At 70.8% G+C, this 24,387-nt stretch carries 25 protein-coding genes and 1 pseudogene; 23 read left to right on the top strand and 3 right to left on the bottom strand.

Annotation, left to right across the window (positions count from 1 at the left end; all coding sequences use genetic code 11):
- Positions 1–1,146: sensor histidine kinase (locus C1I93_RS13280; protein WP_111243578.1), on the top strand; the 1,146-nt coding region annotated here is incomplete at its 5' end.
- On the top strand, positions 1,143–1,916 hold the full coding sequence (locus C1I93_RS13275) for a LytR/AlgR family response regulator transcription factor (protein WP_111243569.1): 774 nt from the start codon (positions 1,143–1,145) through the stop codon (positions 1,914–1,916). The genes C1I93_RS13280 and C1I93_RS13275, both read left to right, overlap by 4 nt.
- A 44-nt stretch (positions 1,917–1,960) precedes the next feature.
- Here C1I93_RS13275 and C1I93_RS13270 read toward each other — a convergent pair whose 3' ends face one another.
- Positions 1,961–2,182 (bottom strand): helix-turn-helix transcriptional regulator, encoded by a 222-nt coding sequence (locus C1I93_RS13270; RefSeq protein ID WP_111243568.1) that lies wholly within the window; start codon positions 2,180–2,182, stop codon positions 1,961–1,963.
- Positions 2,183–2,368: 186 nt separating this feature from the next.
- Between C1I93_RS13270 and C1I93_RS31580 the strand changes: the two genes are divergently transcribed.
- The 17 genes and pseudogenes from C1I93_RS31580 to C1I93_RS13190 all read left to right on the top strand — a co-directional run bounded on the left by C1I93_RS31580 (position 2,369) and on the right by C1I93_RS13190 (position 19,333).
- Positions 2,369–2,539: a hypothetical protein gene (locus tag C1I93_RS31580; RefSeq protein WP_181445155.1), complete on the top strand. Its 171-nt coding sequence runs from the start codon at positions 2,369–2,371 to the stop codon at positions 2,537–2,539.
- 268 nt (positions 2,540–2,807) lie between these two features.
- Positions 2,808–3,209, top strand: a complete 402-nt coding sequence (locus tag C1I93_RS13265) for a DUF485 domain-containing protein (RefSeq protein ID WP_111243577.1) — start codon at positions 2,808–2,810, stop codon at positions 3,207–3,209.
- A gap of 1 nt (position 3,210) precedes the next feature.
- A complete protein-coding gene (locus C1I93_RS13260; RefSeq protein ID WP_111243567.1) occupies positions 3,211–4,851 on the top strand; it encodes a sodium/solute symporter in 1,641 nt (546 codons plus the stop codon).
- A gap of 189 nt (positions 4,852–5,040) precedes the next feature.
- Positions 5,041–5,805 (top strand): ABC transporter ATP-binding protein, encoded by a 765-nt coding sequence (locus C1I93_RS13255; protein WP_111243566.1) that lies wholly within the window; start codon positions 5,041–5,043, stop codon positions 5,803–5,805.
- Positions 5,806–5,873: 68 nt separating this feature from the next.
- Positions 5,874–7,553 (top strand): ABC transporter permease, encoded by a 1,680-nt coding sequence (locus C1I93_RS13250; RefSeq protein WP_111243565.1) that lies wholly within the window; start codon positions 5,874–5,876, stop codon positions 7,551–7,553.
- Positions 7,554–7,563: 10 nt separating this feature from the next.
- Positions 7,564–8,094 (top strand): annotated as a pseudogene (locus tag C1I93_RS13245) (flavin reductase family protein); the annotation flags it as partial.
- A gap of 191 nt (positions 8,095–8,285) precedes the next feature.
- Entirely contained in the window at positions 8,286–8,639 is a 354-nt protein-coding gene (locus C1I93_RS13240; RefSeq protein WP_111243563.1) for a DUF485 domain-containing protein, read from the top strand.
- 5 nt (positions 8,640–8,644) lie between these two features.
- Positions 8,645–10,312 (top strand): monocarboxylic acid transporter, encoded by a 1,668-nt coding sequence (locus C1I93_RS13235; RefSeq protein ID WP_111243576.1) that lies wholly within the window; start codon positions 8,645–8,647, stop codon positions 10,310–10,312.
- A gap of 135 nt (positions 10,313–10,447) precedes the next feature.
- The gene (locus tag C1I93_RS13230; protein WP_111243575.1) at positions 10,448–11,422 is read left to right on the top strand and encodes an NAD-dependent epimerase/dehydratase family protein; all 975 of its coding nucleotides are present in this window, start codon (positions 10,448–10,450) and stop codon (positions 11,420–11,422) included.
- Positions 11,423–11,488: 66 nt separating this feature from the next.
- Positions 11,489–12,712: an LCP family protein gene (locus C1I93_RS13225; RefSeq protein WP_111243574.1), complete on the top strand. Its 1,224-nt coding sequence runs from the start codon at positions 11,489–11,491 to the stop codon at positions 12,710–12,712.
- Positions 12,713–12,888: 176 nt separating this feature from the next.
- Entirely contained in the window at positions 12,889–14,079 is a 1,191-nt protein-coding gene (locus C1I93_RS13220) for an LCP family protein (RefSeq protein ID WP_111243562.1), read from the top strand.
- Between the two features lie 152 nt (positions 14,080–14,231).
- Complete coding sequence (locus tag C1I93_RS13215) at positions 14,232–15,197, top strand: LCP family protein (protein ID WP_438819579.1); 966 nt, start codon at positions 14,232–14,234, stop codon at positions 15,195–15,197.
- Between the two features lie 65 nt (positions 15,198–15,262).
- Positions 15,263–15,598 (top strand): rhodanese-like domain-containing protein, encoded by a 336-nt coding sequence (locus tag C1I93_RS13210; RefSeq protein ID WP_111243561.1) that lies wholly within the window; start codon positions 15,263–15,265, stop codon positions 15,596–15,598.
- Between the two features lie 10 nt (positions 15,599–15,608).
- Positions 15,609–16,400: a glycerophosphodiester phosphodiesterase gene (locus tag C1I93_RS13205; RefSeq protein WP_111243560.1), complete on the top strand. Its 792-nt coding sequence runs from the start codon at positions 15,609–15,611 to the stop codon at positions 16,398–16,400.
- A gap of 50 nt (positions 16,401–16,450) precedes the next feature.
- Positions 16,451–17,908: a PAS domain-containing sensor histidine kinase gene (locus C1I93_RS13200; RefSeq protein WP_111243559.1), complete on the top strand. Its 1,458-nt coding sequence runs from the start codon at positions 16,451–16,453 to the stop codon at positions 17,906–17,908.
- A 65-nt stretch (positions 17,909–17,973) separates the two neighbouring features.
- A complete protein-coding gene (locus C1I93_RS13195) occupies positions 17,974–18,387 on the top strand; it encodes an ATP-binding protein (protein ID WP_181445157.1) in 414 nt (137 codons plus the stop codon).
- 73 nt (positions 18,388–18,460) lie between these two features.
- Positions 18,461–19,333 carry a DUF5926 family protein gene (locus tag C1I93_RS13190; RefSeq protein WP_111243557.1) on the top strand — a complete coding sequence of 291 codons (873 nt, stop codon included), beginning with the start codon at positions 18,461–18,463 and terminating at the stop codon, positions 19,331–19,333.
- Positions 19,334–19,436: 103 nt separating this feature from the next.
- On the opposite strand, the gene C1I93_RS13185 is transcribed toward C1I93_RS13190, so the two are convergent.
- Entirely contained in the window at positions 19,437–20,624 is a 1,188-nt protein-coding gene (locus C1I93_RS13185) for an arginine deiminase (protein WP_420811758.1), read from the bottom strand.
- Between the two features lie 176 nt (positions 20,625–20,800).
- On the opposite strand from C1I93_RS13185, the gene C1I93_RS13180 reads away from it, so the two are divergent.
- From C1I93_RS13180 to pheA, 4 genes are all read left to right on the top strand, one after another.
- Complete coding sequence (locus C1I93_RS13180; RefSeq protein WP_111243572.1) at positions 20,801–21,541, top strand: hypothetical protein; 741 nt, start codon at positions 20,801–20,803, stop codon at positions 21,539–21,541.
- A gap of 161 nt (positions 21,542–21,702) precedes the next feature.
- On the top strand, positions 21,703–22,161 hold the full coding sequence (locus C1I93_RS13175; RefSeq protein WP_111243555.1) for a PAS domain-containing protein: 459 nt from the start codon (positions 21,703–21,705) through the stop codon (positions 22,159–22,161).
- A 10-nt stretch (positions 22,162–22,171) separates the two neighbouring features.
- Entirely contained in the window at positions 22,172–22,867 is a 696-nt protein-coding gene (locus C1I93_RS13170; RefSeq protein ID WP_420811757.1) for a hypothetical protein, read from the top strand.
- Positions 22,868–22,921: 54 nt separating this feature from the next.
- Positions 22,922–23,878 (top strand): prephenate dehydratase, encoded by a 957-nt coding sequence (gene pheA, locus C1I93_RS13165; RefSeq protein WP_111243554.1) that lies wholly within the window; start codon positions 22,922–22,924, stop codon positions 23,876–23,878.
- Between the two features lie 4 nt (positions 23,879–23,882).
- Here the strand turns inward: pheA and C1I93_RS13160 are convergent, their stop codons facing one another.
- Positions 23,883–24,227: a metallopeptidase family protein gene (locus C1I93_RS13160; RefSeq protein ID WP_181445156.1), complete on the bottom strand. Its 345-nt coding sequence runs from the start codon at positions 24,225–24,227 to the stop codon at positions 23,883–23,885.
- Positions 24,228–24,387 lie beyond the last annotated feature (160 nt).

Below are 24,387 nucleotides of genomic sequence, written 5' to 3'. Positions count from 1 at the left end.
CTGCGGGGGCGGCGGGGTATCGCCACCCCTGGGCAGCGGGCCACCTACGAGGTGCTGCACACCGCCGGACTGGCCGCCGAACCGCTGCGGGCCGGGCTGAACCCGACAAACGCAGCCAAGGCCGCCCGCCACCTGCGCACCCTGGTCGGGGCCGAAGGGCTGGCTCTGATCGACACCGACGAACTGCTGGCCCTCGACGGGCGGGGCGCACACCACGGCGAGCAACTCCGGGCGGCGGCACAGAAGGTGGTCGCCTCGGAGCGGTCCACCGTGCTCGCCGAGTCCGAACTCGGCTGCGACCGGCTCGACTGCCCGGTCCGTGGGGCGGTGGTGGCGCCGTTGGCGGGAGCCGAAGGTCGGATCGTCGGCGCGCTCGTCGCGGTCACCGACGGCGTACCCGCGCCAGGTCTGGTGCAGGCCACCCTGGAGACCGCGCACTGGGCCGGCAGCCAGCTCGCCCTGGCCGAGCTGGACTCGTCCCGGGAACGGCTGGCCCGAGCGGAGGTGCGCGCGCTGCGGGCGCAGATCAGCCCGCACTTCATCTACAACGCGCTCACCGCGATCGGCTCGTTCGTGCGTACCGACCCGGAACGGGCCCGAGAGTTGATCCTCGAGTTCGCCGAGTTCACCCGCTACTCGTTCCGGGCGCACGGTGAGTTCACCACGTTGGCCGAGGAGCTTCGCTCGATCGACCGCTACCTGACCATCGAACGCGCTCGATTCGGTGACCGGCTCCAGGTGCGGCTTCAGATCGCGCCCGAGGTGTTGCCGGTGACGCTGCCGTTTCTCTGCCTTCAGCCGCTGGTGGAGAACGCGGTCCGGCACGGGTTGTCGCGCAAGCCCGGCACGGGCATGGTGAGCATCGAGGCCCGGGACGCGGGCGCCGAATGCCACATCACGGTGGAGGACGACGGAGTGGGGATGGACCCAGGCACGCTGACCGCCGGGATCGCCGAACTGGCCGGCGCCACCGGCGACCCGGGCGACGACTCGGGCCAGCACGTCGGTCTCTCGAACGTCGACGAGCGGCTTCGGTCGGTCTTCGGCAACGGCTTCGGTCTGGTCGTGGAGACGGACCTGGGTTCCGGTACGAAGGTGAGCATGCGGGTGCCGAAGTTCCACCCCGGCGTACGGGCCAGTTCATGACCGGCCCCGACGGCGCACCCGGCTTCCTGCGCGTGCTGGCGGTGGACGACGAACCGCCGGCGCTTGACGAGTTGGCGTACCACCTGCGAGCCGACCCCCGGGTGGCCCGGCTGCACACGGCCGGCGACGCCACCGAGGCGCTGCGGGTGCTGCGCGACGGCGACGTGGACGTGGTCTTCCTGGACATCCGGATGCCCGGCCTGGACGGCATGGAGCTGGCTCGGGTGCTGCGCCGGTTCGCCCGGCCACCGGCGATCGTCTTCGTCACCGCGTACGACGACGGCGCGGCCGACGCCTTCGACCTGGGCGCCACCGACTACGTCCGCAAGCCGGTACGCGCCGAACGGCTGGCCGAAGCGCTGCGCCGGGTGGTCGGCTCGCGGGTGGTCCCGTCACATCCGGCGGCGCTGGCCCGGGCCGAGCAGGACCCGACGATCCCGGTGGAGCTGGCCGGCAGCACGCGGATGCTGCCCCGCTCGGCGGTGCGCTGGGTGGAGGCGCAGGGCGACTACGCCAGGTTGCACACCGCGGAGGGTTCACACCTGGTCCGGGTGTCGCTCGCGACCCTCGCCGACAGGTGGGCCGACGGCGGTTTCGTCCGGATCCATCGCTCGTACCTGGTGCAGCTTCGGCTGATCGCCGAGCTGCGCCTGGTCAACTCCGGCTATGTGGTGGTGGTCGACGGCACCGAACTGCCGGTCAGCCGTCGCCACACCCGAGAACTGAAAGACAAACTCGTCCGCGCCGCCAAACAAGCCTGGAGCCGCTGACCGCTGCGCCACGGCTCCGCGCGTCTGCTCTACTCCTGCTGGTTTTACTCCTGCTCGTCGCCATCGGTGGCGCGCGGCTGCCGATACTTCGCGATCCAGGCTTCCACGTCGACCCTCAGCCACACCTTCGTAGCCCGCAGTTCTTGGTACGGCGCTGGGAAGGTGGGCCGCATCGCGATCTGCTGGAAGCGTGAGCGGGTGACGCCGAGCATCTGGGCGATCTCCCACGGCCCGACCAGCTCGCCTGGTCCATTCCCAGCAGCCATGGGGCCGAAGGTATGTGCGCCTTACCCTCCCCGCTTAGGGATCCCCAATCGGGTAGCTACAGATAGGGGTCCCCATATGATTGACAGTCGGGGCTGAACCGGGTGGAATCGGGACATGGCCCCTCGGCTGCTGGAGGCGGAGCCCGGCGGTCGAGGGTGCCTGGACTCGGGTGGGAGGAGCCGCCGATGCAACGCCACGCCCCCGTCAAACCGCTCTGGTTCTGCGCCGCGTGCGCGTACGGCTGGCCGTGTCAGCAGGCCCGTGCCGAACTACTCGCCGAGTACGGCACGGGTCGGCTGTTGGGCCTGGACATGGCCGACCTGCTCACCGAGGGGATCAAGAAGCCGAACCAGTGAATCTTGTTGCGAAACTGCCCCTATGGGGGCGCTTTCGCACCAAGATCCGGGCCGGGCTGTCCACCGGGTTATCCACAGGGTGGGGGCGTTGTCCACAGGTTGTCCACAGGGGTATTGACATTCACGGCGAGCGGACGAGACTGCCGGGGTGGCCGCCGAGGATCCAGTGCCGGCACCCCGCCGTCCCGAACCGTTCCCGGCGGCCGGTGAGCAGCATGCTCCCGAGCCGCCCCCGGCCGGTGCCGAGCAGCGCGTACCTGGGCCGCCCCTGGCCGGTGCCGAGCAGCGTGTGAGCGGGCCGGCGCGGGCGCGTACCCGGGTGGTGTTGGCCGAGGTGTCCCGGCGGCAGCATCGGCCCGGTGGAGCCCGCACCGAGTTGACCCAGCAGACCCCGGTCGGCGAGGCACTGATCCACGGCCTGGTCCGCGCCCAACTCGCCCTGGCCCTGCAACTGTCGGCGGTGGTCCTGGTGGGGCTGGGCGGGCTGCCCTGGCTGTTCGCCGTCGCGCCCTCGGTGGGCCGGATGACCGTGTTCGGGGTCAACCTGCCCTGGCTGCTGCTCGGGGTGCTCTCGTTCCCGTTCCTGGTCGCGGTCGGCTGGACGTACGTGCGGCTCGCCGAACGCAACGAGCAGGATTTCACCGACCTCGTCCAGCGGCCGGAGCGCTGAGGTGGGCAACGGTCTGGTCGTACCGGCGATCGTGGCGGTCACCCTGATCACCGTCGGGATCGGCTTCTACGGGCTGCGGTTGGCCCGCACCACCTCCGACTTTCTGGTCGCCTCGCGGGTGGTCAGCCCGACCTGGAACGCCGCCGCGATCGGGGGTGAGTACCTCTCGGCGGCAAGCTTCCTCGGCGTCGCCGGACTGGTGCTCAAGTACGGCGTGGACGTGCTCTGGTACCCGGTCGGTTTCGCCGCCGGCTACCTGGCCCTGCTGCTGTTCGTGGCCGCGCCGCTGCGGCGCTCCGGCGCGTTCACCCTGCCCGACTTCTGCGAGCTGCGACTCGGCTCCCGCCGGCTGCGCACACTGGCCACCATTTTCGTGATCTTCATCGGCTGGCTCTACCTGGTGCCGCAGTTGCAGGGCGCCGGGCTGACCCTGGCCACCCTGGCCGGGTCGCCGTACCCGGTGGGTGCCCTGGTGGTGGCGGTGGTGGTCACCGCGAACGTGGCGCTCGGCGGGATGCGGGCGATCACCTTCGTGCAGGCGTTCCAGTACTGGCTGAAACTGACCGCGCTGGCCGTACCCGCGATCTTCCTGGCCCTGCAGTGGCAGGCCGACGGGCGGCCGGCGGTCACCCCGCCGGAGGGGCCGACGTTCCGGACCGCGACCACAGTCGTGGTCGAGCACCGCGCCGTCCTCACCCTGCCCGACGGGCAGACCCGGGAGGTACGCCCCGGCGACGAGTTGACCTTCGCCGCGGGTGAGCCGGTGCCGGAGGTGTCGGGCGTGGCCAACAGCACCACCGACTGGCTGCTGCCCAGCGCGGCCGGCTCCGACGACCGGGGGCTGTTCGCCACGTACTCGCTGATCCTGGCCACCTTCCTGGGCACCATGGGGCTGCCGCACGTACTCGTGCGCTTCTACACCAACCCCGACGGCGCGTCGGCCCGCCGCACCACGCTCGTGGTGCTGGCCCTGGTCGGTGGTTTCTACCTGTTCCCCACGATCTACGGCGTGCTGGGCCGGATCTACACCCCGCAGCTACTGGTCAGCGGCCACACCGACGCGGTGGTGGTGCTGCTGCCCGAAGCGGCGCTCGGTGCCGGGACCACGGGCCGGCTGCTCGCCGCGCTCGTCGCCGCCGGGGCGTTCGCGGCCTTCCTCTCCACCTCGTCCGGGCTACTCACCAGCGTCGCCGGGGTGATCTCCACGGATGTGCTCGGGCACGGCTCGGTGCGTGGCTTCCGGCTGGCCACACTCATCGCCGGCGGGGTGCCGCTGATCCTCGCCCTGAACGTCTCCGGGCTGGACGTCTCGCAGGTGGTCGGGCTGGCCTTCGCCGTCGCCGCGTCCAGTTTCTGCCCGCTGCTGGTGCTCGGCATCTGGTGGCGCGGGCTCACCGACGCCGGCGCGGCCGCCGGCATCCTGGTCGGTGGCGGTGCCGCCGTGGCTGCGGTCCTGCTCACCGTGCTCGGTCCGCCGCTGACCGGCTGGCCCGCCACCCTCACCGCCCAGCCGGCCGCCTGGACCGTGCCGCTCGCCTTCACGGTGATGATCGCCGCCTCGCTGGCCACCCGCCGCCGCGCTCCCGCCGACGTCAGCCGCACCATGCTCCGCCTCCACGGCCCCGACACCCTCCGGCTGTGAAAGGAGGGTCCCCCTATTAACGCCTGGTGTATAGGAGGGGCCCCCTCCTAACACCGGCACCCCCGCCCCCGACGGAGCCGGCGGCAACACCGGCAGCCGCACGGGGTGGTGGAGTACGACCAGAGAAGGAGCCGGGAATCGTTCTCTGGGCTGGCAGAGCGTTTTGCCGAACCGGATACCGTCGGCTACATGACTGGTGAGCACCCTGCCCTGGCGCTGCGCGGCCTGGCCAAGAGCTTCGACGGCAAGATCGCCGTAGCCGGCGTGGACCTGGACGTACCGGCCGGCTCGTTCTACGGGCTACTTGGCCCGAACGGCGCGGGCAAGACCACCACGCTGTCGATGGCGGTGGGGCTGCTGCGGCCGGATGCCGGCGGGGCGTGGGTGCTCGGGCGGGACGTGTGGGCCGACCCGGTCGCCGCCAAACAGCTGCTCGGCGTGATGCCGGACGGCGTACGGCTGTTCGACCGGCTCAGCGGCGGCGAGCTGCTGGCGTACCACGGGTTGCTGCGCGGCATGGACCCGGCGGTGGTCGACAAGCGGGCCGCGGAGCTGCTCGACGTGCTCGCCCTCGCCGACGCCGGCCGTACGCTCGTGGTGGACTACTCGGCCGGCATGAAGAAAAAGATCGGTCTGGCCTGCGCGCTGCTACACGGGCCCCGGCTGCTGGTTCTGGACGAGCCCTTCGAGGCGGTCGATCCGGTCTCGGCGGCGCTGATCCGGGACATCCTCCAGCGGTACGTCGCCGGTGGCGGCACGGTGGTCTTCTCCAGTCACGTCATGGAGGTGGTGCAGCGGCTCTGCACGCACGTGGCGATCCTCGCCGAGGGCACCATCAAGCGGGTCGGCACCCTGGAGCAGGTACGCGGCGACCGCTCCCTGGAGGAGGTCTTCGTCGAGGTGGTCGGCGGACGTACCGCCACCGGTGAGGAGCTGGCGTGGCTGTCCCAGTAGGCACCCCCGCAGACGCCCCGGTGGGCGCCCCGATGGGCGCCCCCGCAGGCGCCCCGGGCAGTGCGCCGATGAGCGCACCGGCGCAACCGGTCCGGCGGGTCTCGGCGTGGCACTTCGTCCGGCTCAAGCTGCGGGTGATGGGCAACAACTTCCGGGGCCAGGGTTGGCGGGTGGCGCTCTTCGTGCTCGGCTCGTTCTTCGGGCTCTGGTTCGCGGTGAGCGCCTTCTTCGGCCTGGCGGCACCCGGACTCGCCGGCAACGACAGGTACGCGCTGCTGGTCGCCGCCTTCGCCGGCGGGCTGACCGTGCTCGGTTGGCTGTTGCTGCCGCTCGTCTTCTTCGGCGTCGACGAGACACTCGACCCGGCCCGCTTCGCGTTGCTGCCGCTGCCCCGCCGCACGCTTGTCACCGGGCTCTTCGCGGCGGCGCTGGTGAGCGTACCCACGATCGCGGTTCTGGTGGCGCTCTCCGGCCTGGTCGTCACGGCCGGTGTCTTCGGCGGTTGGTCCGCCGCCGCTGTCGCGGCGGTCGGCGTGGTTTGCGGGGTGCTGCTCTGCGTGGCCGCGGCACGGGCGGTGACCAGCGCCTTCGCCACCATGCTCCGGTCCCGGCGGGTGCGTGACCTGGCTGCGGTCCTGCTCGCGGTGGTCGCGGCGTTGCTCGGGCCGTTGCAGATCGCCGGGCTGGCCGCGATCCAGGATGTCGACTGGAACCGGCTGACCGGGGTGGCCACGGTGATCGGGTGGACGCCGCTGGGCGCGCCGTGGACGGCCGGTATCGACGTGGCCCAGGGCCGGGTCTGGGCCGCGCCGCTGAAGCTTCTGATCACCGTGGCGACCATCGCCGCACTGCTGGTCTGGTGGTCACGCTCGCTGGAGTCGGCGATGGTGGGCGCGGCGAGTTCCGGCCCGGCCCAGGCCAAGCCGTCGGTGACCGGCGGAGTGGTGGCCCAGTTCTTCCCCCGGGCGGCTGGTTGGCTGCGCCGGGACCGGTTCGGGGCGCTTGTCGCGCGGGAAGCCCGCTACTGGTGGCGGGACGCCCGACGACGGGCGAACCTGATCACCATCGCGGTGGTCGGCCTCTTCGTGCCGGTGATGGTGAACCTGGGTGGGCAGGGCTTCACCCTCGACAGCGAGGAGGGCTTCAGCCTCGCCGGCGAGACGTCGCCGGCGCTGGTCAGCCTCTCCATGCTCTTCGTCGGTCTGCTGGCCGCGGTGACCCTGGCCAACCAGTTCGGCTTCGACGGCAGCGCGTACGCCGCGAACGTGGTGGCCGGGGTGCCCGGCCGGCTGGAGCTACGGGCCCGGATGGCCGCCTTCTCGCTGTACGTGCTGCCGATGCTGGCGGTGGTCGCGGTGGCGATCGCCCTGGTGCTCGGTGAGCCGGCCTGGATCGGGTTCATGGCGGGCACGCTTGTCGCCACCTACGGCGCGGGGCTCGCGGTCAACTCGTTCGTGTCGGTGCTCGGCGCCTACTCGCTACCGGAGACGAGCAACCCGTTCGCGATGAACAGCGGCGCCGGGTTGATCAAAAGTCTGCTCACGTTCGTGGCAATGATCGCCACCGCCGCCCTCGCCGTACCGATGGTGATCGCCGCCGCGCTGCTCGGTGACGCCTGGCTCTGGCTGGGCCTGCCGCTGGGCCTGGCGTACGGCGTCGGCGCGGCGCTGCTCGGCGGATATCTGGCCGGTGACGTGTTGGACCGTCGCCAGCCCGAACTGCTGGCGGCGGTCACTCCCCGCCGCTGAACCGGCCACAATGTTTCACGTGAATCAAGAGCCGGGTGCCCAGATCCATCACACCGACCCGTTCGCGGTGCCGGCGGACCAGCGTTCGCCCGTACGCCGGCTGCGGGGTCGGCTCGCCGCGCCGGTGACACTCTGGACGGCGCCCGGCCCAGCCGGGTTGACCGTGTCCTCGACGTTGGTGGCCGACGGCGAGCCGGGTCGACTGCTCGGCCTGATCGACGCGGAGTCGGAGTTCTGGGCGGCGGCCGAGGAGGCTGGCCGGTTCGCCGTGACGCCGCTCGGCCCGCCGCACCGGCAGCTCGCGGACCGGTTCGCCGGGCTGTTTCCGTCGCCCGGCGGTCTCTTCGCCATCGATCGCTGGACCGACACGCCGTACGGCCCGGTGCCGGCCGACGCTGGCGGCTGGGTCGGCTGCCGGCTGGACACCGCCCGGGAGTACGGCTGGAGTCTGCTGGTCGAGGCGACGATCGAGCAGGTGGAGCTGGCCGGGGAGGCCGAGCCGCTGCTGCATCACCGGGGTCGGTACCGCGAGTTGGGTTGAGCCCGCACACCACCGGTCAACGGAGTGGATCAGGTCACTCGGCGCAATCGAGCCACCACTCGGCGCAGATAGCGACCACTGCCGATGTCGGGTCTGCCGGCGGGCGGCGCGCTCCCTAGCGTGCGCGGTATCGGCGCGCTTCCTACCTATGCGCGCGATCCTCCCGACGCCTGTGAAGGTGGTGATCCACAATGTCCACGGACACGCCCGCATCCGCGCCTACCGATTCGCCGACGGAGCGGTATCTCGCGGTCCAACGGTCGGCCGAGTTCGCCGGGTTACGGCGCGCGCTGCGCGGCTTCGTCTTCCCGATGACCATCGCGTTCTTCCTCTGGTACGCGCTCTACGTGATCCTCTCCGCGTACGCGCGAGACTTCATGGGCACGCGCCTGTTCGGTAGCAACATCAACGTGGCCCTGGTCTTCGGCCTGCTCCAGTTCGTCTCGACCTTCCTGATCGCCTGGTACTACTCCCGGTACGCCGACCGGAAGATCGACCCGGTCGCCGACAAGATCCGCCACGAGCTGACCGGGGGTGAGTCGTGACCGGCATGATCCTCGCGGTCGAGGCGGGCAACACCACCGCCCGCAACCTGACAATCGTGCTGTTCCTGGCCTTCGTGGCAGCCACCCTGGCGATCACGATCTGGGCCAGCCGGCAGACCAAGACCGCCACCGACTTCTACGCTGGCGGCCGGTCGTTCTCCGGCTTCCAGAACGGCATGGCGATCGGCGGGGACTACATGTCCGCCGCGTCGTTCCTCGGCATCGCCGGCATCATCGCCCTCTACGGATACGACGGCTTCCTCTACTCCATCGGCTTCCTGGTGGCGTGGCTGGTGGCGCTGCTGCTGGTCGCGGAGCTGCTGCGCAACTCCGGCCGGTACACCATGGCCGACGTGCTGGCCTTCCGGATGCGTCAGCGTCCGGTGCGTACCGCGGCTGCGGTCTCCACCATCACCGTGTCGATCTTCTATCTGCTGGCCCAGATGGTCGGCGCGGGCGCCCTGGTGGCGCTCCTGCTCGGCATCCGCCCCGGCACCACGTTCCTGGGCATGGACGCGCCCACCGCCAAGGTCGCGACGATCATCATGGTCGGCGCACTGATGATCATTTACGTCACGGTGGGCGGCATGAAGGGCACCACCTACGTACAGATCGTCAAGGCGTTCCTGCTGATGGGCGGCGCGCTTCTGATGACGCTGCTGGTGCTCGCCAAGTACAAGTTCAACCTGTCCTCGCTGCTCGGCGACGCGGCCGCGAGCTCCGGCCACGGCATCGACTTCCTCGGCCCAGGGCTGCGGTACGGCGTCGAGGTCGCCGGCAACTCGACACAGACCTTCTACAACAAGGTCGACCTGCTCTCCCTCGGCATCGCCCTGGTGCTCGGCACCGCGGGCCTGCCGCACATCCTGATCCGCTTCTACACCGTGCCGACGGCGAAGGCGGCTCGCAAGAGCGTGCTCTGGGCGATCGGCATCATCGGCTCGTTCTACCTGCTCACGCTAGCGCTCGGCTTCGGCGCGGCGGCGCTGGTCGGTGGGGAGGCGATCCGGGCGCAGGACCCGGCCGGCAACACCGCCGCACCACAGCTCGCCGAGGAACTCGGCATCACCTTCTTCGGCGGCGAACTGGGCGGTGCGGCACTGTTGGCGATCATCGCGGCGGTCGCCTTCGCCACCATCCTGGCGGTGGTCGCCGGCCTGACCCTGGCCTCGTCGTCGAGCCTGGCGCACGACTTCTATGCCAACGTCATCAAGCGGGGCAGCGCCTCGGAGCGGCAGGAGGTGCGGGTCGCCCGAATCTCCGCGCTGGTGATCGGCGCGGTCGCCATCGCCCTGTCGATCTTCGCGCAGAACCTGAACGTGGCGTTCCTGGTGGCGCTGGCCTTCGCGGTGGCCGCCTCGGGCAACCTGCCGGCGATCCTCTACAGCCTGTTCTGGAGGCGGTTCAACACCTCCGGCGCGGTCTGGGCGATCTACGGCGGCCTGCTGGCCGCCGTATTGCTCGTCTTCTTCTCTCCGGTGGTGTCCGGTGCGCCGACGGCGATGTTCCCCGACCACGACTGGCAGTGGTTCCCGCTGTCCAACCCGGGCATCCTGTCCATCCCGATCGGCTTTCTCTGCGGTTGGATCGGCACCATCATCTCCAAGGAGAGCGACGAGGAGAAGTACGCCGAATTGGAGGTGCGCTCGCTGACCGGAGCCGGCGCCCACTGACCTCCGCCGCGCGCACGGCCGCCGCGCCCGCGCTCCCCGCGCGCACGGGCGTCGCATTCGCGGGTACGTGTTAAGAGGGGGCCCCTTTACTACGCCAGGCGTTAACAGGGGGCCCCTCCTTATATGCTCACCCGCATGAAGGTGGAGCAGCGGTTCGGGCCTGGTCATCGCATTCTGGTCACTGGCGGAGCGGGCTTCGTCCCCTCACACCTGGTGGACGTGCTGATCGCCCGCGGCTGCACAGTGGTCGTGCTCGACAATTTCGTCACCGGGTCGCGGGAGAACATCGCGCATCTGCTCGACAAGCCGACCTTCACGCTTGTCGAGGCGGACGTCTCCGACGGGCTGCCTGAGCACCCGGCGTTGGCCGAGCGCTTCGACGCGATTCTGCACATGGCTTCCCCGGCCAGTCCGACGGACTTCGAGAAGCTGCCGGTGGAGATCCTGCGGGTCGGCTCGGTGGCCACCCTGCACCTGCTGGAACGCGCCACCGCCGACGGTGCCCGGTTCCTGCTGGCCTCCACCTCCGAGGCGTACGGCGACCCGAAGGAGCACCCGCAGCGGGAGACGTACTGGGGCAACGTCAACCCGATCGGCGTCCGCAGCGTGTACGACGAGGCCAAGCGCTTCTCCGAGGCCGCGACGATGGCGTACCGCCGTAGTCGGGGCGTGGACACGGCGATCGTACGGATCTTCAACACCTACGGGCCGAGGATGCGGCCGGACGACGGGCGGGCCATCCCGACCTTCATCTCGCAGGCGCTTCGCGGCGAGCCGATCACGGTGCACGGCACCGGCAACCAGACCCGCTCGATCTGTTACGTCGCGGACCTGGTCCGGGGCATCCTGTTGCTGCTGGACTCGACCGAGAGCGGGCCGGTCAACTGCGGCACCGAGCACGAGATGAGCATGCGGGCACTGGCGGAGACGATCGTGTCGCTCTGCGAGAGCAAGTCGGAGGTGACCTATGTCACTCGGAGCGCCGACGATCCGGAGATGCGCCGGCCCGACCTGACCCTCGCCCGCGACTTGCTCGGATACGAGCCGACTGTGGCACCGGAAGAGGGCCTGCGACGCACCATTGACTACTTCCGCGAGCGGCTAGGGTAACCGACCCGCCACGACGCGGCTTTTGCCTGGCGGCGACACTGGCGAGTGCTGCGTACCCTGAGTTACATGTCAGCGACCATCCCCGCCGCACTGCCGTTCCTGCACCTGCGTCGCGGCGCGGGCCGCGCGGCGGTGCCGGGGCCCGCCGGTCGCGTGCCCGCGGCCACCGACACGCGCTGGTATCCGTCGTCGTACGAGGACGAGCCGGCCCGACCGGGCGGGCCGGGCGGTCCACGCGGCCCGATGGGGCCCGGTGGGCCCGGCGGAACGCCGCCACCGCGCGGCCGGCGGCCCCGCTGGCGGCGCATCGCCCTGGTGGCCGGGGTCGTGGTGCTGGTGCTGGCGCTCGTCGCCGGCGGTGGGGCCTGGTTCTACGCCCGCAGCCTGGACAAGAACGTGGCCCGAACCGACCCGTTCTCGGAGATCACCGGCGGCCGGCCGGCGAAGGCCGTGGACGGCGCGCTGAACATCCTGATGGTGGGGACCGACTCGCGGGATCCGGACGCGCCGATGGATCAGGCGGGCGAGTGGCGGGCCGACACGATCATCGTGATGCACATCCCGGCCGACCACAAAGAGGCGTACCTCGTCTCCATCCCGCGCGACCTGTACGTGCCGATCCCGGAGAGCGCCGGGGCCGACTGCGGGTCCGGGCAGCGTCGCAAGATCAACGCAGCCTTCGCCTTCGGCGGGCTGCCGCTTGCGGTACGCACCGTCGAGTGCTTCACCGACGTGCACATCGATCACGTGATGGCTATCGACTTCGCCGGCTTCAAGCAGGTCACCGACGCGCTCGGTGGGGTGGAGCTGGAGGTGGAGCGGACCATCACCTCGATCCACAAGCCGTACCGGAAGTTCACCAAGGGCACCAACAAGATGAACGGCGCCGAGGCGCTGGACTGGATCCGGCAGCGCAAGCAGTTCCCCGACGGTGACTTCTCCCGGATGCGCCACCAGCAGGAGTTCCTGCGCGCGCTGATGGACAAGGCGGCGAGCACCGGCACGCTCACCAACCCGAAGAAGCTGAATGACTTTCTTCGCTCGGTTACCGACGCGGTCACTGTCGACAACGGCTTCTCGCTCACCGATATGGCGGTGCAGTTCCGCAACCTGCGGGGCGAGAACATGACCTTCGTGACCAGTCCGCACCTGGGCAGCCAGACCATCAATGGCGAGTCGGTGGTGGTCTCCGACCGGGAGAAGGCGCTGACCATGTACCGCGCGATGTCCGACGACACGATGGCCGACTGGGTACGCGCGAACAAGGAGCCGGCGAACGGCAACGGGTGACGAGCCGACTCCGGACAGACCAACCTCCGATCGTACATTTCGATTTGCCCGTTCGGCCATTTCCGCAGGATGACGCGGCGGAGTACGGCTACTGACCGGTACCCGAACTCGCAATGACACATCGGCGTACGTAAAGTGTTCCCGCCCCCTTCCGGAGAACATGAGCTGGAGCACGAATGGCGGTTCACAGCCCTGCCCTGCTAGAGCCGCCTCGCGCGTCCGCCACGCCTACACCCCCGCCCGGCGGCAAGAAGAAGAAGTCCGGCAAGAGCGGAAAGGGACGGCGGAAGGATCCGCTCTGGGCCCGACTCACCGTGGTGGCCGGCGCCGTGCTGATGATGACGAGCGGCGTGGCCATCGTCGGCAGCAAGGCGGTAATCAGCCAGGCCACCGGCAACATCTCCCAGCGCAACCTGCTCGACGTGGCGGGTAAGTCGCAGCAGGAGGGCGGCGGTGACCTCAAGGGCCCGATCGACATGCTGCTGCTCGGGGTGGACGCCCGGGAGCGGTGGGACGCCGACGACGTACGGGCCGACAGCATCATCGTGTTGCACATTCCGGCCACCCACGACCAGGCGTACCTGATCTCGATCCCACGGGACACCGAGGCCCGGATTCCGGCCTTCGAGAAGACCGGCTACCCGGGCGGGGTCGGCAAGATCAACAGCGCCTTCCAGGCGGGTGCCGCCAACGGCGGCGGCTGGGAGGGCGGCGCCCAGTTGATGGCCAAGACGATCAAGTCGATGACCGGGATCGGCTTCGACGGCGCGGCCATCATCAACTTCGGTGGCTTCAAGAGCGTCATCGACGCGCTCGGCTCGGTCCGCATCTGCGTCAAGCAGCAGGTCACCTCGCTCCACATGTCGTACGTCGACGGCAAACCGATGTGGAACGCCGACGCCAAGAGGACCGGCAAGCCACGCACCCCGGTGGTGCACAAGAAGGGCTGCCGGGAGATGAAGGGCTGGGCGGCGCTCGACTACTCGCGCCAGCGCTACGGCCTCAAGAACAGCGACTACGACCGGCAGGCTAACCAGCAGCAGCTGATCAAGGCGATGGCCAAGAAGGCCAGCCAGAACGGCACGCTCACCAACCCGGTCAAGCTGAACGAGATGATCAAGGCTGCCGGCAAGGCGTTCATCCTGGACACCGGAGGCGTTCCGGTGGAGGACTTCGTCTTCACCATGCGCGGCGTCAGCGGCAACGAGCTGATCATGCTCAAGACCAACGGCGGCACGTACAAGACCCAGGGCAACGGCAACGAGGCGCTCGACGAGCAGACCCTGGACATGTTCCGCGCCGTCCGCCAGGACAAGCTCGCCGAGTTCGTCTTCTACAACCCCGAGGTGATCTCCTCCCGGAGTTGACCGGAACTCCCGTCACGCTCCGTGACCTTCTCGTAGGCTGACATGAGCATTGTTCATGTCAGCCTGACGGGAGGCACGTCACGGCCGGGAGGACGCGCGAAGGCGCGGCACGCAAGCCGGGAGATCGTCCGGCGCGCCCGCGCTGGCCACGGGTGCTGCTCGGCACCGGGTTGGTCGTGGTGCTGCTGGCCACGCTCGCCGTGGTCGGTCTACAGGTGCTGGCCAACCGGTACGAGCGCACCATCACCCGGGAGCAGTTGCTGGACCCGTCCGCCCGCACCGACCGTACCGACCTGGACGGCCCGATCAACTACCTGCTCGTCGGCTCCGACCGGCGACCGGGCGACGTCGGACCGCAGCAGCGCACCGACACCATCCTGATCGTGCACGTCCCGGCTGGCCTGCGGACCGGTTATCTGATCTCCGTACCCCGGGACCTGCTGGTCACCATCCCCGCCGGGGGCGGTTATCCGGGCGGCGAAGACAAGATCAATACCGCGTACGAGTACGGCGGAGGCGGCCAGGCGGGCGCGCAACTGCTCTCCGCCACCCTGACCCAGCTCACCGGGATCCGCTTCGACGGCGCCGCCCTGATCGACTTCGCCGGCCTGCGTACCGTGATCGACCTGCTGGGCGGGGTCGACATGTGCGTCCGGACCGAGGTCCGCTCGATCCACACCGATCGAGTCTTCCACCCCGGCTGCCAGCAGATGGACGGCGCGCAGGCGCTGGACTACGTACGCCAGCGGTACGACCTGCCCGGCGGCGACTACGACCGGCAGACCCACCAGCAACAGTTGCTGGGCGCGATGCTGGAGCGTACGAGCCAGACCCGGCTCCGCAGCGACCCGGTCCAGTTGCACCGCCTGATCCAGGCGGTCGGCAACTCCCTGACCCTGGACACCAACGGGATCCCGGTGGAGGATCTGCTGCTCGCGCTGCACGGACTGTCCACCGACACGATGCACGGCGTGCAGGTGCCGTCGCACCCGCAGACCATCGGCCAGGTGTCGTACGTCCTGCTCGACGGCGGCGGCCAGGGGCTGTTCGAGGCGGTCCGGGGCACCCGGATGCCCGAATGGGCAGGTGCCAACTCGCGCTGGGTGACCCGACTTTGACGCCGACGGGCTGATGCTGTGGGGGTCACGCCGGGCGGCGGATCGAGGTTCTACAGTTGGTACCCGTGTTCGGACCTCAGATACCCACCGTGACCGTGCCCGAGATCAGCGATGACACGTACCTGCTCGACGTCCGGGAGGACGACGAGTGGGCCGCCGGTCACGCCCCGGGCGCCCACCACCTGCCGATGATGGAGTTGCCGGCCCGGCTCGCCGAGGTGCCGACCGACCGCGACGTCGCGGTCATCTGCCGCTCCGGCGGACGTTCGGCGCAAGTCGTCGCGTACCTCATGCGCAACGGCTGGGAGCAGGTGCGCAACGTCGAGGGCGGCATGGGCGAGTGGGCGTCCACCGGGCGGCCGGTGATCGGCGCCGACGGGCAACCGGGCCAGGTCCGGTAACGCGACGCCGATGGGTGCACCCCTCGTCTTCGCGCACCGGGGCGCGTCGTACGACCTGCCGGAGCACACCCTCGCCGCCTACCTGCGAGCCCTCGACGAGGGTGCGGACGGGCTGGAGTGCGATGTCCGGTTGACCCGCGACGGGCACCTGGTCTGCGTACACGATCGCCGGCTGGACCGCACCAGCAACGGACGCGGGCTGGTCAGCGCGCGTACCCTCGCCGAGCTTGAGCAGCTCGACTTCGGCTCCTGGCATCCCGGCTGCGTGCCCGCCGACGGCGACGAGGTGCTCGACGAGTCGCACACCCGGCTGCTCACCCTCCAGCGCCTGCTGGAGGCCGTCCTCGCGGCCGGTCGGCCGGTCCGGCTGCTGATCGAGACCAAGCATCCCTCCCGCTACCGCGGCAACGTCGAGCGTCGGTTGGTCGCGCTACTACGCCGGTACGGCCTGGCCGATCCGCGCCCCGACGACCCGGTACGGGTGACGGTGATGTCCTTCTCGCCGCTGGCCGTACGCCGGATGCGGCACCTGGCGCCCGCGCTGCCCACGGTGCTGCTGCTGGAGGTGCTGCCGCGCTGGCCGCACCTCGGCCGGCTGCCGTTCGGTGCCGGCATCGCCGGCCCGGGCATCGCGCTGGTGCGGGCCCGACCCACGCTGGTGCCGGCGCTGCGGGCGGCCGGCCACCAGGTGTACGTCTGGACGGTGAACGAGCCGGCCGACCTCGAACTCGTGCTGGCCGCCGGGGTCGACGGCGTGATCACCGACCGTCCGGCGCAGACTCTCGCCCGGTTACCTCGGTGACCCCGAACGGGGATGCCCAACCACGCGGACGGCAGGGCACACTCGGGAGCATGCCGGACCGGACCGACTATGCCGCGCTCATCGCCGGACACACAGTCATCATCGAGATGATCAACTCGGGCGACGCCGGCCTGCCGGTCCTGAACCAGCTCCTGCGGGTGGCCCAGCCGGCACTGGGTGCCGCAGGCATGGCGTTCGTCGAGTTCGCGCCGAGCGGCGGTCGGGTGATCGCGGCCACCGGCGCCGCCGAGTGGACCCTGGGCCGACCGCTGCCGGCCAGCGACCCGGTCACCGTCTGCCTGCTCACCGGACCCCGGGTGCAGTGCGTCCGCACCGATCGCTTCACCAGCCAGCTCGCCGTCGAGTTGACCGATCGTGGCCTGCGGCGCATGGTCGTCTCCCGGGCCGAGATCGGCGGGCACCCCGTCGGCAGCCTGCACGCCCTCTACCCAGCCGGCGACGACGAGCCCAGCTCCGAGCAGCGCGGGGTGGTCGGCTTCCTCAGCGCCAGCATCGCCCACATGTACGGCGACCAGAGTGGCCTGCCGGTGCACGGCGACGGTCCGGTGGTGGCGGCGCTCGCCGACGGGCTCGCCGTCGTCGACCGGGACACCCACGTCCGGCTCTGGAATCCCGCCGCCGCCCAGGTGACCGGCCGGTCCTGCACCGACGCCCTCAACCAGCCGCTGCCGTTCCCGCTGCCGCCGTCCGGGCAGGTCCTCGACCACCAACTGCCGGACGGGCGTTGGCTGCGCATCACCTCCGGCGAGCTGCCCGGTCCGGGCACCCTGCGGGTGGTCACCTTCCGCGACATCACCGACCAGCAGCAGCACGACCACGAGCGGGACCTGTTCGTGGCCGTCACCAGCCACGAACTCCGTACCCCGGTGACCGTCATCAAGGGGTTCGCGGACACCCTCACCGACCACTGGGAGTCACTGAGCGAGACCGACCGGCGGCAAGCGGCCCGGGTGATCGGGCAGCGCGCCAACGAGCTGGCCCGGTTGCTCGACCGCCTGCTCTCGTCCGCCTCCGAGGTATGGCCGGGCGACGGGCCGCCGACGCCGTTGGATCTCACCGATACGCTCCGGGCCGCCGTCGCCGACCTGCCCGTGGACCTGCGCCACCGGATCACCCTCCAGCTGCCCACCGCGCTGCCCCGGGCCGTCGGACACCGGCACAGCCTGGGCACCGTGCTGACCGAGCTGGCCACCAACGCCGGCAAGTACTCCCCACCCGGCTCACCGATCGAGATCAGCGCCGAGGCGGACGACCAGACCATCTGCTTCCGGGTCAGCGATCGAGGCATCGGCGTACGCCCTGAGCACGTCGAACGGGCCTTCGAGCGGTTCTGGCAGGGCGAGTCCGGCGACCGGCGGCGCTATCCCGGCACCGGTCTCGGCCTCTATCTCGTCCGCCGGATCGTTGAACAGCAGAATGGGTGGGTATTCCTCAGACCGAGAGCAGGCGGCGGTACGGTCGCAGAGGTGCGGCTGCCTCGCAGGTGAATCGGTGGGGGTCACGGGGAAGAGAGGCGGAAGTGTCGACGGTAGCGGTCGAACGAGCGTGGTGCGTGGTGGTGCCGCACCACGCCGGAGGGGCCCGGGTGGCCCGCCATCGGCTCGCCGCTGAGCTGGCCGAGGCGGTCTCCCCCGCGGTGCTGGCGGATCTGGTGGCGGTGCTGGCCGAGCTGGTGGGCAACGCCGTCCGGCACGCCGACCCACTGCCCGGAGGGGTGGTCCGGGTGTCCTGGCGGCTCCGGACCACGCCTGAGGGGGCTCGGGTCCGGCTCCAGGTGACCGACGGTGGCGCCGCCGGCGGCCCACGAATCCGCCCGGCGGACCCGGCCGCTGCCGACGGCCGCGGCCTGCACATCGTCACCGGCCTGGCCAGCCGGTGGGGGGTGGACCGCGACGGGCTCGGTCAGAGTGTCTGGGCCGACTTCGATCCCGTCCCTGCACCACCGGGTCTGGTGGCAGCCGGCTGAGTTCCGACCGGGATGTGTGGTGCAGGTGGGTCGTGGCCCCGCCGGGTCGCCGCGGCATCTAGGCTGTCTCGCCGTGAGCAAGCGTCGAAAGAACCAGGCGGGTGGCAAGCGGGAGCGAGTGCGGGACGTCTTCGTCCCCCGCCCCTTCGAAGGGCTCGCCGACGAGCCGGAATGGATCGCCCTGCGGGAGCTGGTCCCCGCCGCCTCCGCACCGCTGCGGCTCTCGCCGGCGTTGGTCGAGGAGTACGGCGACCGGCCGATCACGCTGGCCACCGTGCTGCCGATGGCCACGCCCGCGATGAGCCGGTCGGACGGGCATGTCCTGGTCGGGCTCCAGCGACACCTCCAGTCCGGTGACGTCTCCCGCGACCTGGCCGAGTCGCTGCTCTGCGCACTGCGCACCGCGCCCGGCGCTCAGGTCCAGGTGCCGCCGCTGCCCGGTCCCGGTCCTCGGCTCCAGGACATCCTGGTCGACGGCCCGCTGGAGATCACCCTGCACGACGGCTTCGAGTTCTGGCTCGCCCCGGAGGCTGCGGACGACCCGACCGTACGGGCGTCCCTGGAACGGGCCAACGCCGCGATCTACCCCACCGTACGGCTGGCCGCCGCGCACGCCGCGTACTGGTGCCGGGTGCCGGAGAAGGCGCACGTCCGGTGGGTGCTGCCGGAGGCCGAGGAGCTGGCCCTGGACGCGCTGGCCCGGCTGGGCGCGGCCGGCTCGCTGACCCTCGGCGAGGGGACCAGGTTCGCCGGCATGTTCCGGGCCCACGGGCGACTGGTGCCGGTCTGGGATCTGCCCGAGGATGCTCCGGCAGCCGACTGGGAGGAGCCGGTGGCCGACTTCTCCAAGCGCTACGCCGATGCCCTGGCCGACACCACTGCGCTGGACGCCGCCGCTCGGCGGTCCCGACAGGGCCTACTCGGCCGCCAGCTAACCCTGCGCTGACGCACCCCGCTGCCCTCACCACCTCACCCTGCGCCGCAGCCGGCGGAGGGCGCGTTAATAGGGGGCCCCTCCTATACACGAGGCGTTAACAGGGGGCCCTTCCTTAATCCCGGAGCAGGGGGCAGGACATGCAGCGGGGTCCGCCTCGGCCGGAGCCCAGTTCGGAGCCGGCGATCGGGATGATCTCGATGCCGGCGCGCTCGAGCTGCGCGTTGGTCTCGACGTTGCGTTCGTAGCCGACGCAGAGCCGGGGCGCCAGGGCCAGCGTGTTGTTGCCGTCGTCCCACTGTTCGCGCTCGGCGGTGACGGGGTCCAGACCGGTGTCGATGACCCGGAGCCGGTCCAGGTCCATCGCGTCGGCTGCGGCCCGCAGGAACGGCGCCGGGCCGTCCACCCGCGGGTCTTCGCCGTCGGGGCCGGCGATCACGGTGTACGCCGACAGCGTGCTGGCGACGTTCGGGTACATCAGCACGGCGTCCACGTCGACCATCGTGCAGATGGTGTCGAGGTGCATGGTGGCCCGTTCCTGCGCGATCGGGACGACCAGGATGGTGTGCGCCAGCCCGGCCGCGAAGACCCGGCGGGCCAGCCGCTCCGCCCCGGCCGGGGTGGTGCGTTCACCCACCCCGACGGCCAGCACCCCGGGGGCCAGCAGCAACACGTCACCGCCCTCCAGCGGTTCCAGGTCCGGCCGGTAGACGAACTCGGTCCCGGCGAAGCGCGGATGGTGCCGGTAGATCGCGTCGGTCAACGTGGTCTCTCGCCGCCGAGCCGGCATCGCCAGGCTGGTCACCCCCACCCGGTCGCCGATCCAGATGGATGAATCCCGCGTGAACAGCAGGTTCGGCAGCGGATCGATGACGAAGTCATGCCGGTCCATCAGGGTGTAGACCAGACCACCACGCCGGTCCGGTCCGAGCCGTAGTTCCTCATGGGCCAGACCGGCGACGAGGACCCCGGCGAGCGCGGCCGGGTCGAGGTACGACAGGTGCGCGGCCACCCTGGCGCGTAGCGCGTCACCGAGGCGGGGCGAGCTGAGCACCTGGTCGGTCAGCTCGGCCCGGGCGTCCGGTCCGGCAAGTGTCTCGGCGAGCAGGTCGGTCAGGTAGAGCACCTCGACGCCGCGCCCGCGCAGCGCGTCGGCGAAGGCGTCGTGTTCCTCCTGCGCGCGTCCCACCCAGGGGATGGCGTCAAAGAGGAGTGAGTCGTTGTTGCGGGGCGTGAGCCGGGCGAGTTCCGGCCCCGGCCGGTGCAACAGGACGGTGCCGAGTCGACCGACCTCAGTGTTCACATGGTGGCTCACTCTTGGCAGCGTAGGGCAGGGTTTGGCGGCATCCGGTAAAACGGCTGTGGATGAATATGGCATTCATCCGTACTCATTCCGGCGCTTCGGCTTGCCGACCACCGGGACCAGCGACGTAGGGTAGTGAGTAGGTAACTTCGAGGGACCTTTTGCCGGAGGTCGCGATGACTGTGTTCCCCGCTCGTCGAGCCGTACCGTCCGCCCGGGCACTGCCGCCCGTGGCGGTACCGCACCCCCGGGTGGAGGAGCCAGGGGTGACCACAGCCCCTCGTCCGTCCCCCTTGGAGTGGGCCCGCCGCCGCCGGGCCGAGCGAGGTGCCCGACGGTTGGAAGCGGCCGGTGCCCGCGCACTCGGCCAACTCGACCATCTCGGGCCGGCGTGGCACGTCATCGACTGGCCGCGTACAGACGTCGCAGAAGCCTTGCTCCGCGACAATGAGGACGATCGGGCCGGATTCCTGGCAATCGGGCCGAGCGGGCTCTTCGCGGTCACCATCGCCGACCACGGCCGGGCCCGCGTGCTCGTCGCCGGCGACGTGGTGCAGATCAACGGCAAGCGCCCGCCGTACGTCACCGAGGCCCGGCGCGACGCCAGGCGGGCCAGCAAGGCCCTCACCGCAGCGGTCGGCCATCCGATCCCGGTCACGCCGGTGCTCACCTTCGTCGGCTCCGGCGTGATCAGCGTCTACGGCCTGCCGAAGGACTGCCTGATGGCGACGCACCGGGAGCTCGACCGGCTGCTCGTCGCCGGGGGCAACCGGATCAGCCCCGCCACCGCCGAGAAGTTGTCCCGGGTGGCACAGCACCCCGGGACCTGGATGAGCGGCGGGCACGCTCCGGCGGCGGACTACCGGTGGTACGAGGACGGCCGAACGGCCGCTGACAAGCGGGCCACCCACCGGTAACGTCTGCGGCGACGCCACGCGGCCGGGCCCGCTCGCGCTGACCCACGCCGCCGCCGACCGGGACCGAGCACGCATCGACGGACCCGGTTCTCACGCGCGGTCGGCGTTCGCCGCCACGACCGGCTAGCGTGGACGTACCGTCGGTGTACATAGGAGGCGCGGTGGCCCACGTCGAACTCTCGCTCTCGGAAGTGTTCGCGCCCAAGGCGGGGACACCGACAGAGCCAGGGGGCGACAACATGGGTCGCTGGTCGGCGACGGTCTCCAGCGCCGACGAGCCCTGTCTGCTGATCGACGCCGACACCCGGGTGGTGGCGGTCTCCGCCGCCGGCTGCGAGCTGCTCTGCCTGGGCACGCCCGAGGAGCTGATCGGGTTGCCGCTGCTCGACGGTGGGCTGCGGTTGCTCGACTTCACCGCCAACCGGGGTGAGCTGGCCGAGCCGGAGGTCGACAAGATTCCACCGCTGCTCGCGCTCTCTTCCGGACGGTTGGCGCGTGGCCTGCTCCGGATCGAGACGGCCACGGACGACAGGTCAGACTCGACAGTCGACGCCGTCTCCACGCCGGTGCTCGCCGACGGGACGGTTGCCGGCTCGCTCACCTTCTTTTCGGAGGTCTGATCCTCCTACGATGGGCTCGGCAATCCACGTATGCCCGCCGCCGCCCGTTGAGGACCGTCACGTGCCGCCCACGCCCGCCTGTCCCGCCACCGACAGCCGTCCGCCGTACGGTCGCGACCCGAGAGCCCTGCACCGGGTTACCGCCGTGCTGGCGCTGACCGGGTGCGTCCTGGCCGGTTGTGGCACGCCCCCTGAGCTACGTGCCGGCCCGACCGGCCTGCCCACCCTGCCGGCGACCCCGAGCGCGACCGCACCGGCGCCGTCGACACCGTCGCCGACCGCCGGGTCACCGGGTCTGGCAACCCCCACCCCGACCGCCGACCCGGGCCTGGTCGCGGTCGCCTGCGAGGGCCGGCCGACGCAGCAGCGGATCCTGGACCTGGTCCGCGGTCGCGCCGGCTTGCTTCCCCGCGACGCGCGGGTACGCGTCCGCACCGGCCCGCTCTGCGCCGCCGACTGGCAGTTCACCGCCCTCGACGTGACCGGGTACGAGCCGCTTCAGGTGGTCACCCGGGAGCGGGCCGACTCGTTGCACCTGGTCGCCGCCGGCACCGACGTGTGCTCGATCGAGGTACGCGTCACCGGCCCGCCCGGGATCCAGAAGCTGGCCTGCGGCGACGACGTCACGGGTGGGGCACCGCCGGCCCCCCTGCCGCCGTCGCCGACACCCACTCCGACGCCGACGGCTACCGCCCCCGCCCGGTGATCAGCCTGGGCGGTAAGCGTCAGGTGTCGACGTCGGGTGCGTAGGCTGAGCGCCATGCCGGGAACGCCGCCGACACGTTTCGTCTACCTCGGGCCTGAGGGCACCTTCGCCGAGCAGGCGCTGCGCACCGTGCCCGCCGCTGAGCACGGCACCCGTACGCCGTCGCGCAGTGTGGGCGAGGCGCTGGAGGCGGTTCGCGCCGGGGACGCCGATGCCGCGTTGGTGCCGCTGGAGAACTCGATCGGGGGCGCGGTCGGGGTGACCCTCGACGAGTTGGCCGAGGGAGAGCCGCTGGTGATCACCCGTGAGGTGATCCTGCCGGTGGAGTTCGTCCTCGCCGCCCGGGCCGGCACGCACCTGCCGGCCGTACGATCCGTCGCCGCGCACCCGCAGGCGTCCACCCAGTGCCGTGGCTGGCTGCGTACGCATCTGCCGGACGCGGTAGTGGTCGACGTGCTCTCCAACGGTGCCGCGGCGGCCGGTGCGGCCGCGGGCGAGTACGACGCCGCGATCTGCGCCCCCATCGGGGCTGGCCGGCACCGTCTCACCGTGCTGGCCGACAAGATCGCCGACCATCCCGACGCGGTGACCCGGTTCGCGCTGCTGTCCCGGCCCGGTCCCGCACCGACGCCCACCGGCGACGACGTGACGTCGCTGGCGGTGTACATCGCGCACGACCGGGTGGGCGCGCTGCTCTCCGTGCTCATGGAGTTGGCGGTCCGCGGCGTCAACCTGACCCGGATCGAGTCCCGGCCCACCGGTGAGGCGCTCGGCCGGTACGTCTTCTTCCTCGACTGCACCGGTCACGTGGCCGACGCCCGGCTCGGTGAGGCGTTGCAGGGGCTCCGTCGGGTCTGTGCCGACCTACGGTTCCTCGGCTCGTACCCCCGGCACCGGTGGAGTCCGACGACCGGCGAGCGACCGGTCTCGGCCCCGGCCGGCCTCTCCGACGCCGACTACGCGGACGCCGCCGCCTGGCTGGCCCGGCTGCGGGCCGGCGACCTGAGCTGAGCGCTCAGCCCCAACCGAGTTCGTGCAGTCGGTCGTCGTCGATGCCGAAGTGGTGGGCGATCTCGTGCACGACGGTCACCGCCACCTCGTCGATGACGTCCTCGTCGGTGTCGCAGATGCGCAGGATCGGGTTGCGGTAGATCAGGATGCGGTCCGGCAGGACCCCGGCGTAGTCCCAGCCCCGGTCGGTCAACGCGTGCCCCTCGTAGAGGCCGAGCAGATCCTCGCCGGGCGGGGGGTCGTCCTCCACCAGGATCACCACGTTGCTCATCAGCGCCAGCAGTTCCTCCGGAACCTCGTCCAGCGCCTCCCCCACCAACTCCTCGAACCGTTCACGCGCCATCTCCACCGCCACCGCGCCATTCTCCCTCATCCCCGCGCCGATCTTGCACTTCCGGTCGGGACGAATGTGTATCAAACCCACATCCCGGCGACCAGAAGTGCAAGATCGGCGTACGGGTCAGGAGGTGAGGCGGGTGGTGAGGGTGATCTCGGCGGCGGGGGAGAGG

The organism is Micromonospora endophytica (assembly GCF_003236305.1).
GTDB classification, from domain to species: Bacteria; Actinomycetota; Actinomycetes; order Mycobacteriales; family Micromonosporaceae; genus Micromonospora; species Micromonospora endophytica.
This window is presented reverse-complemented; position numbering and strand designations above follow the sequence as displayed.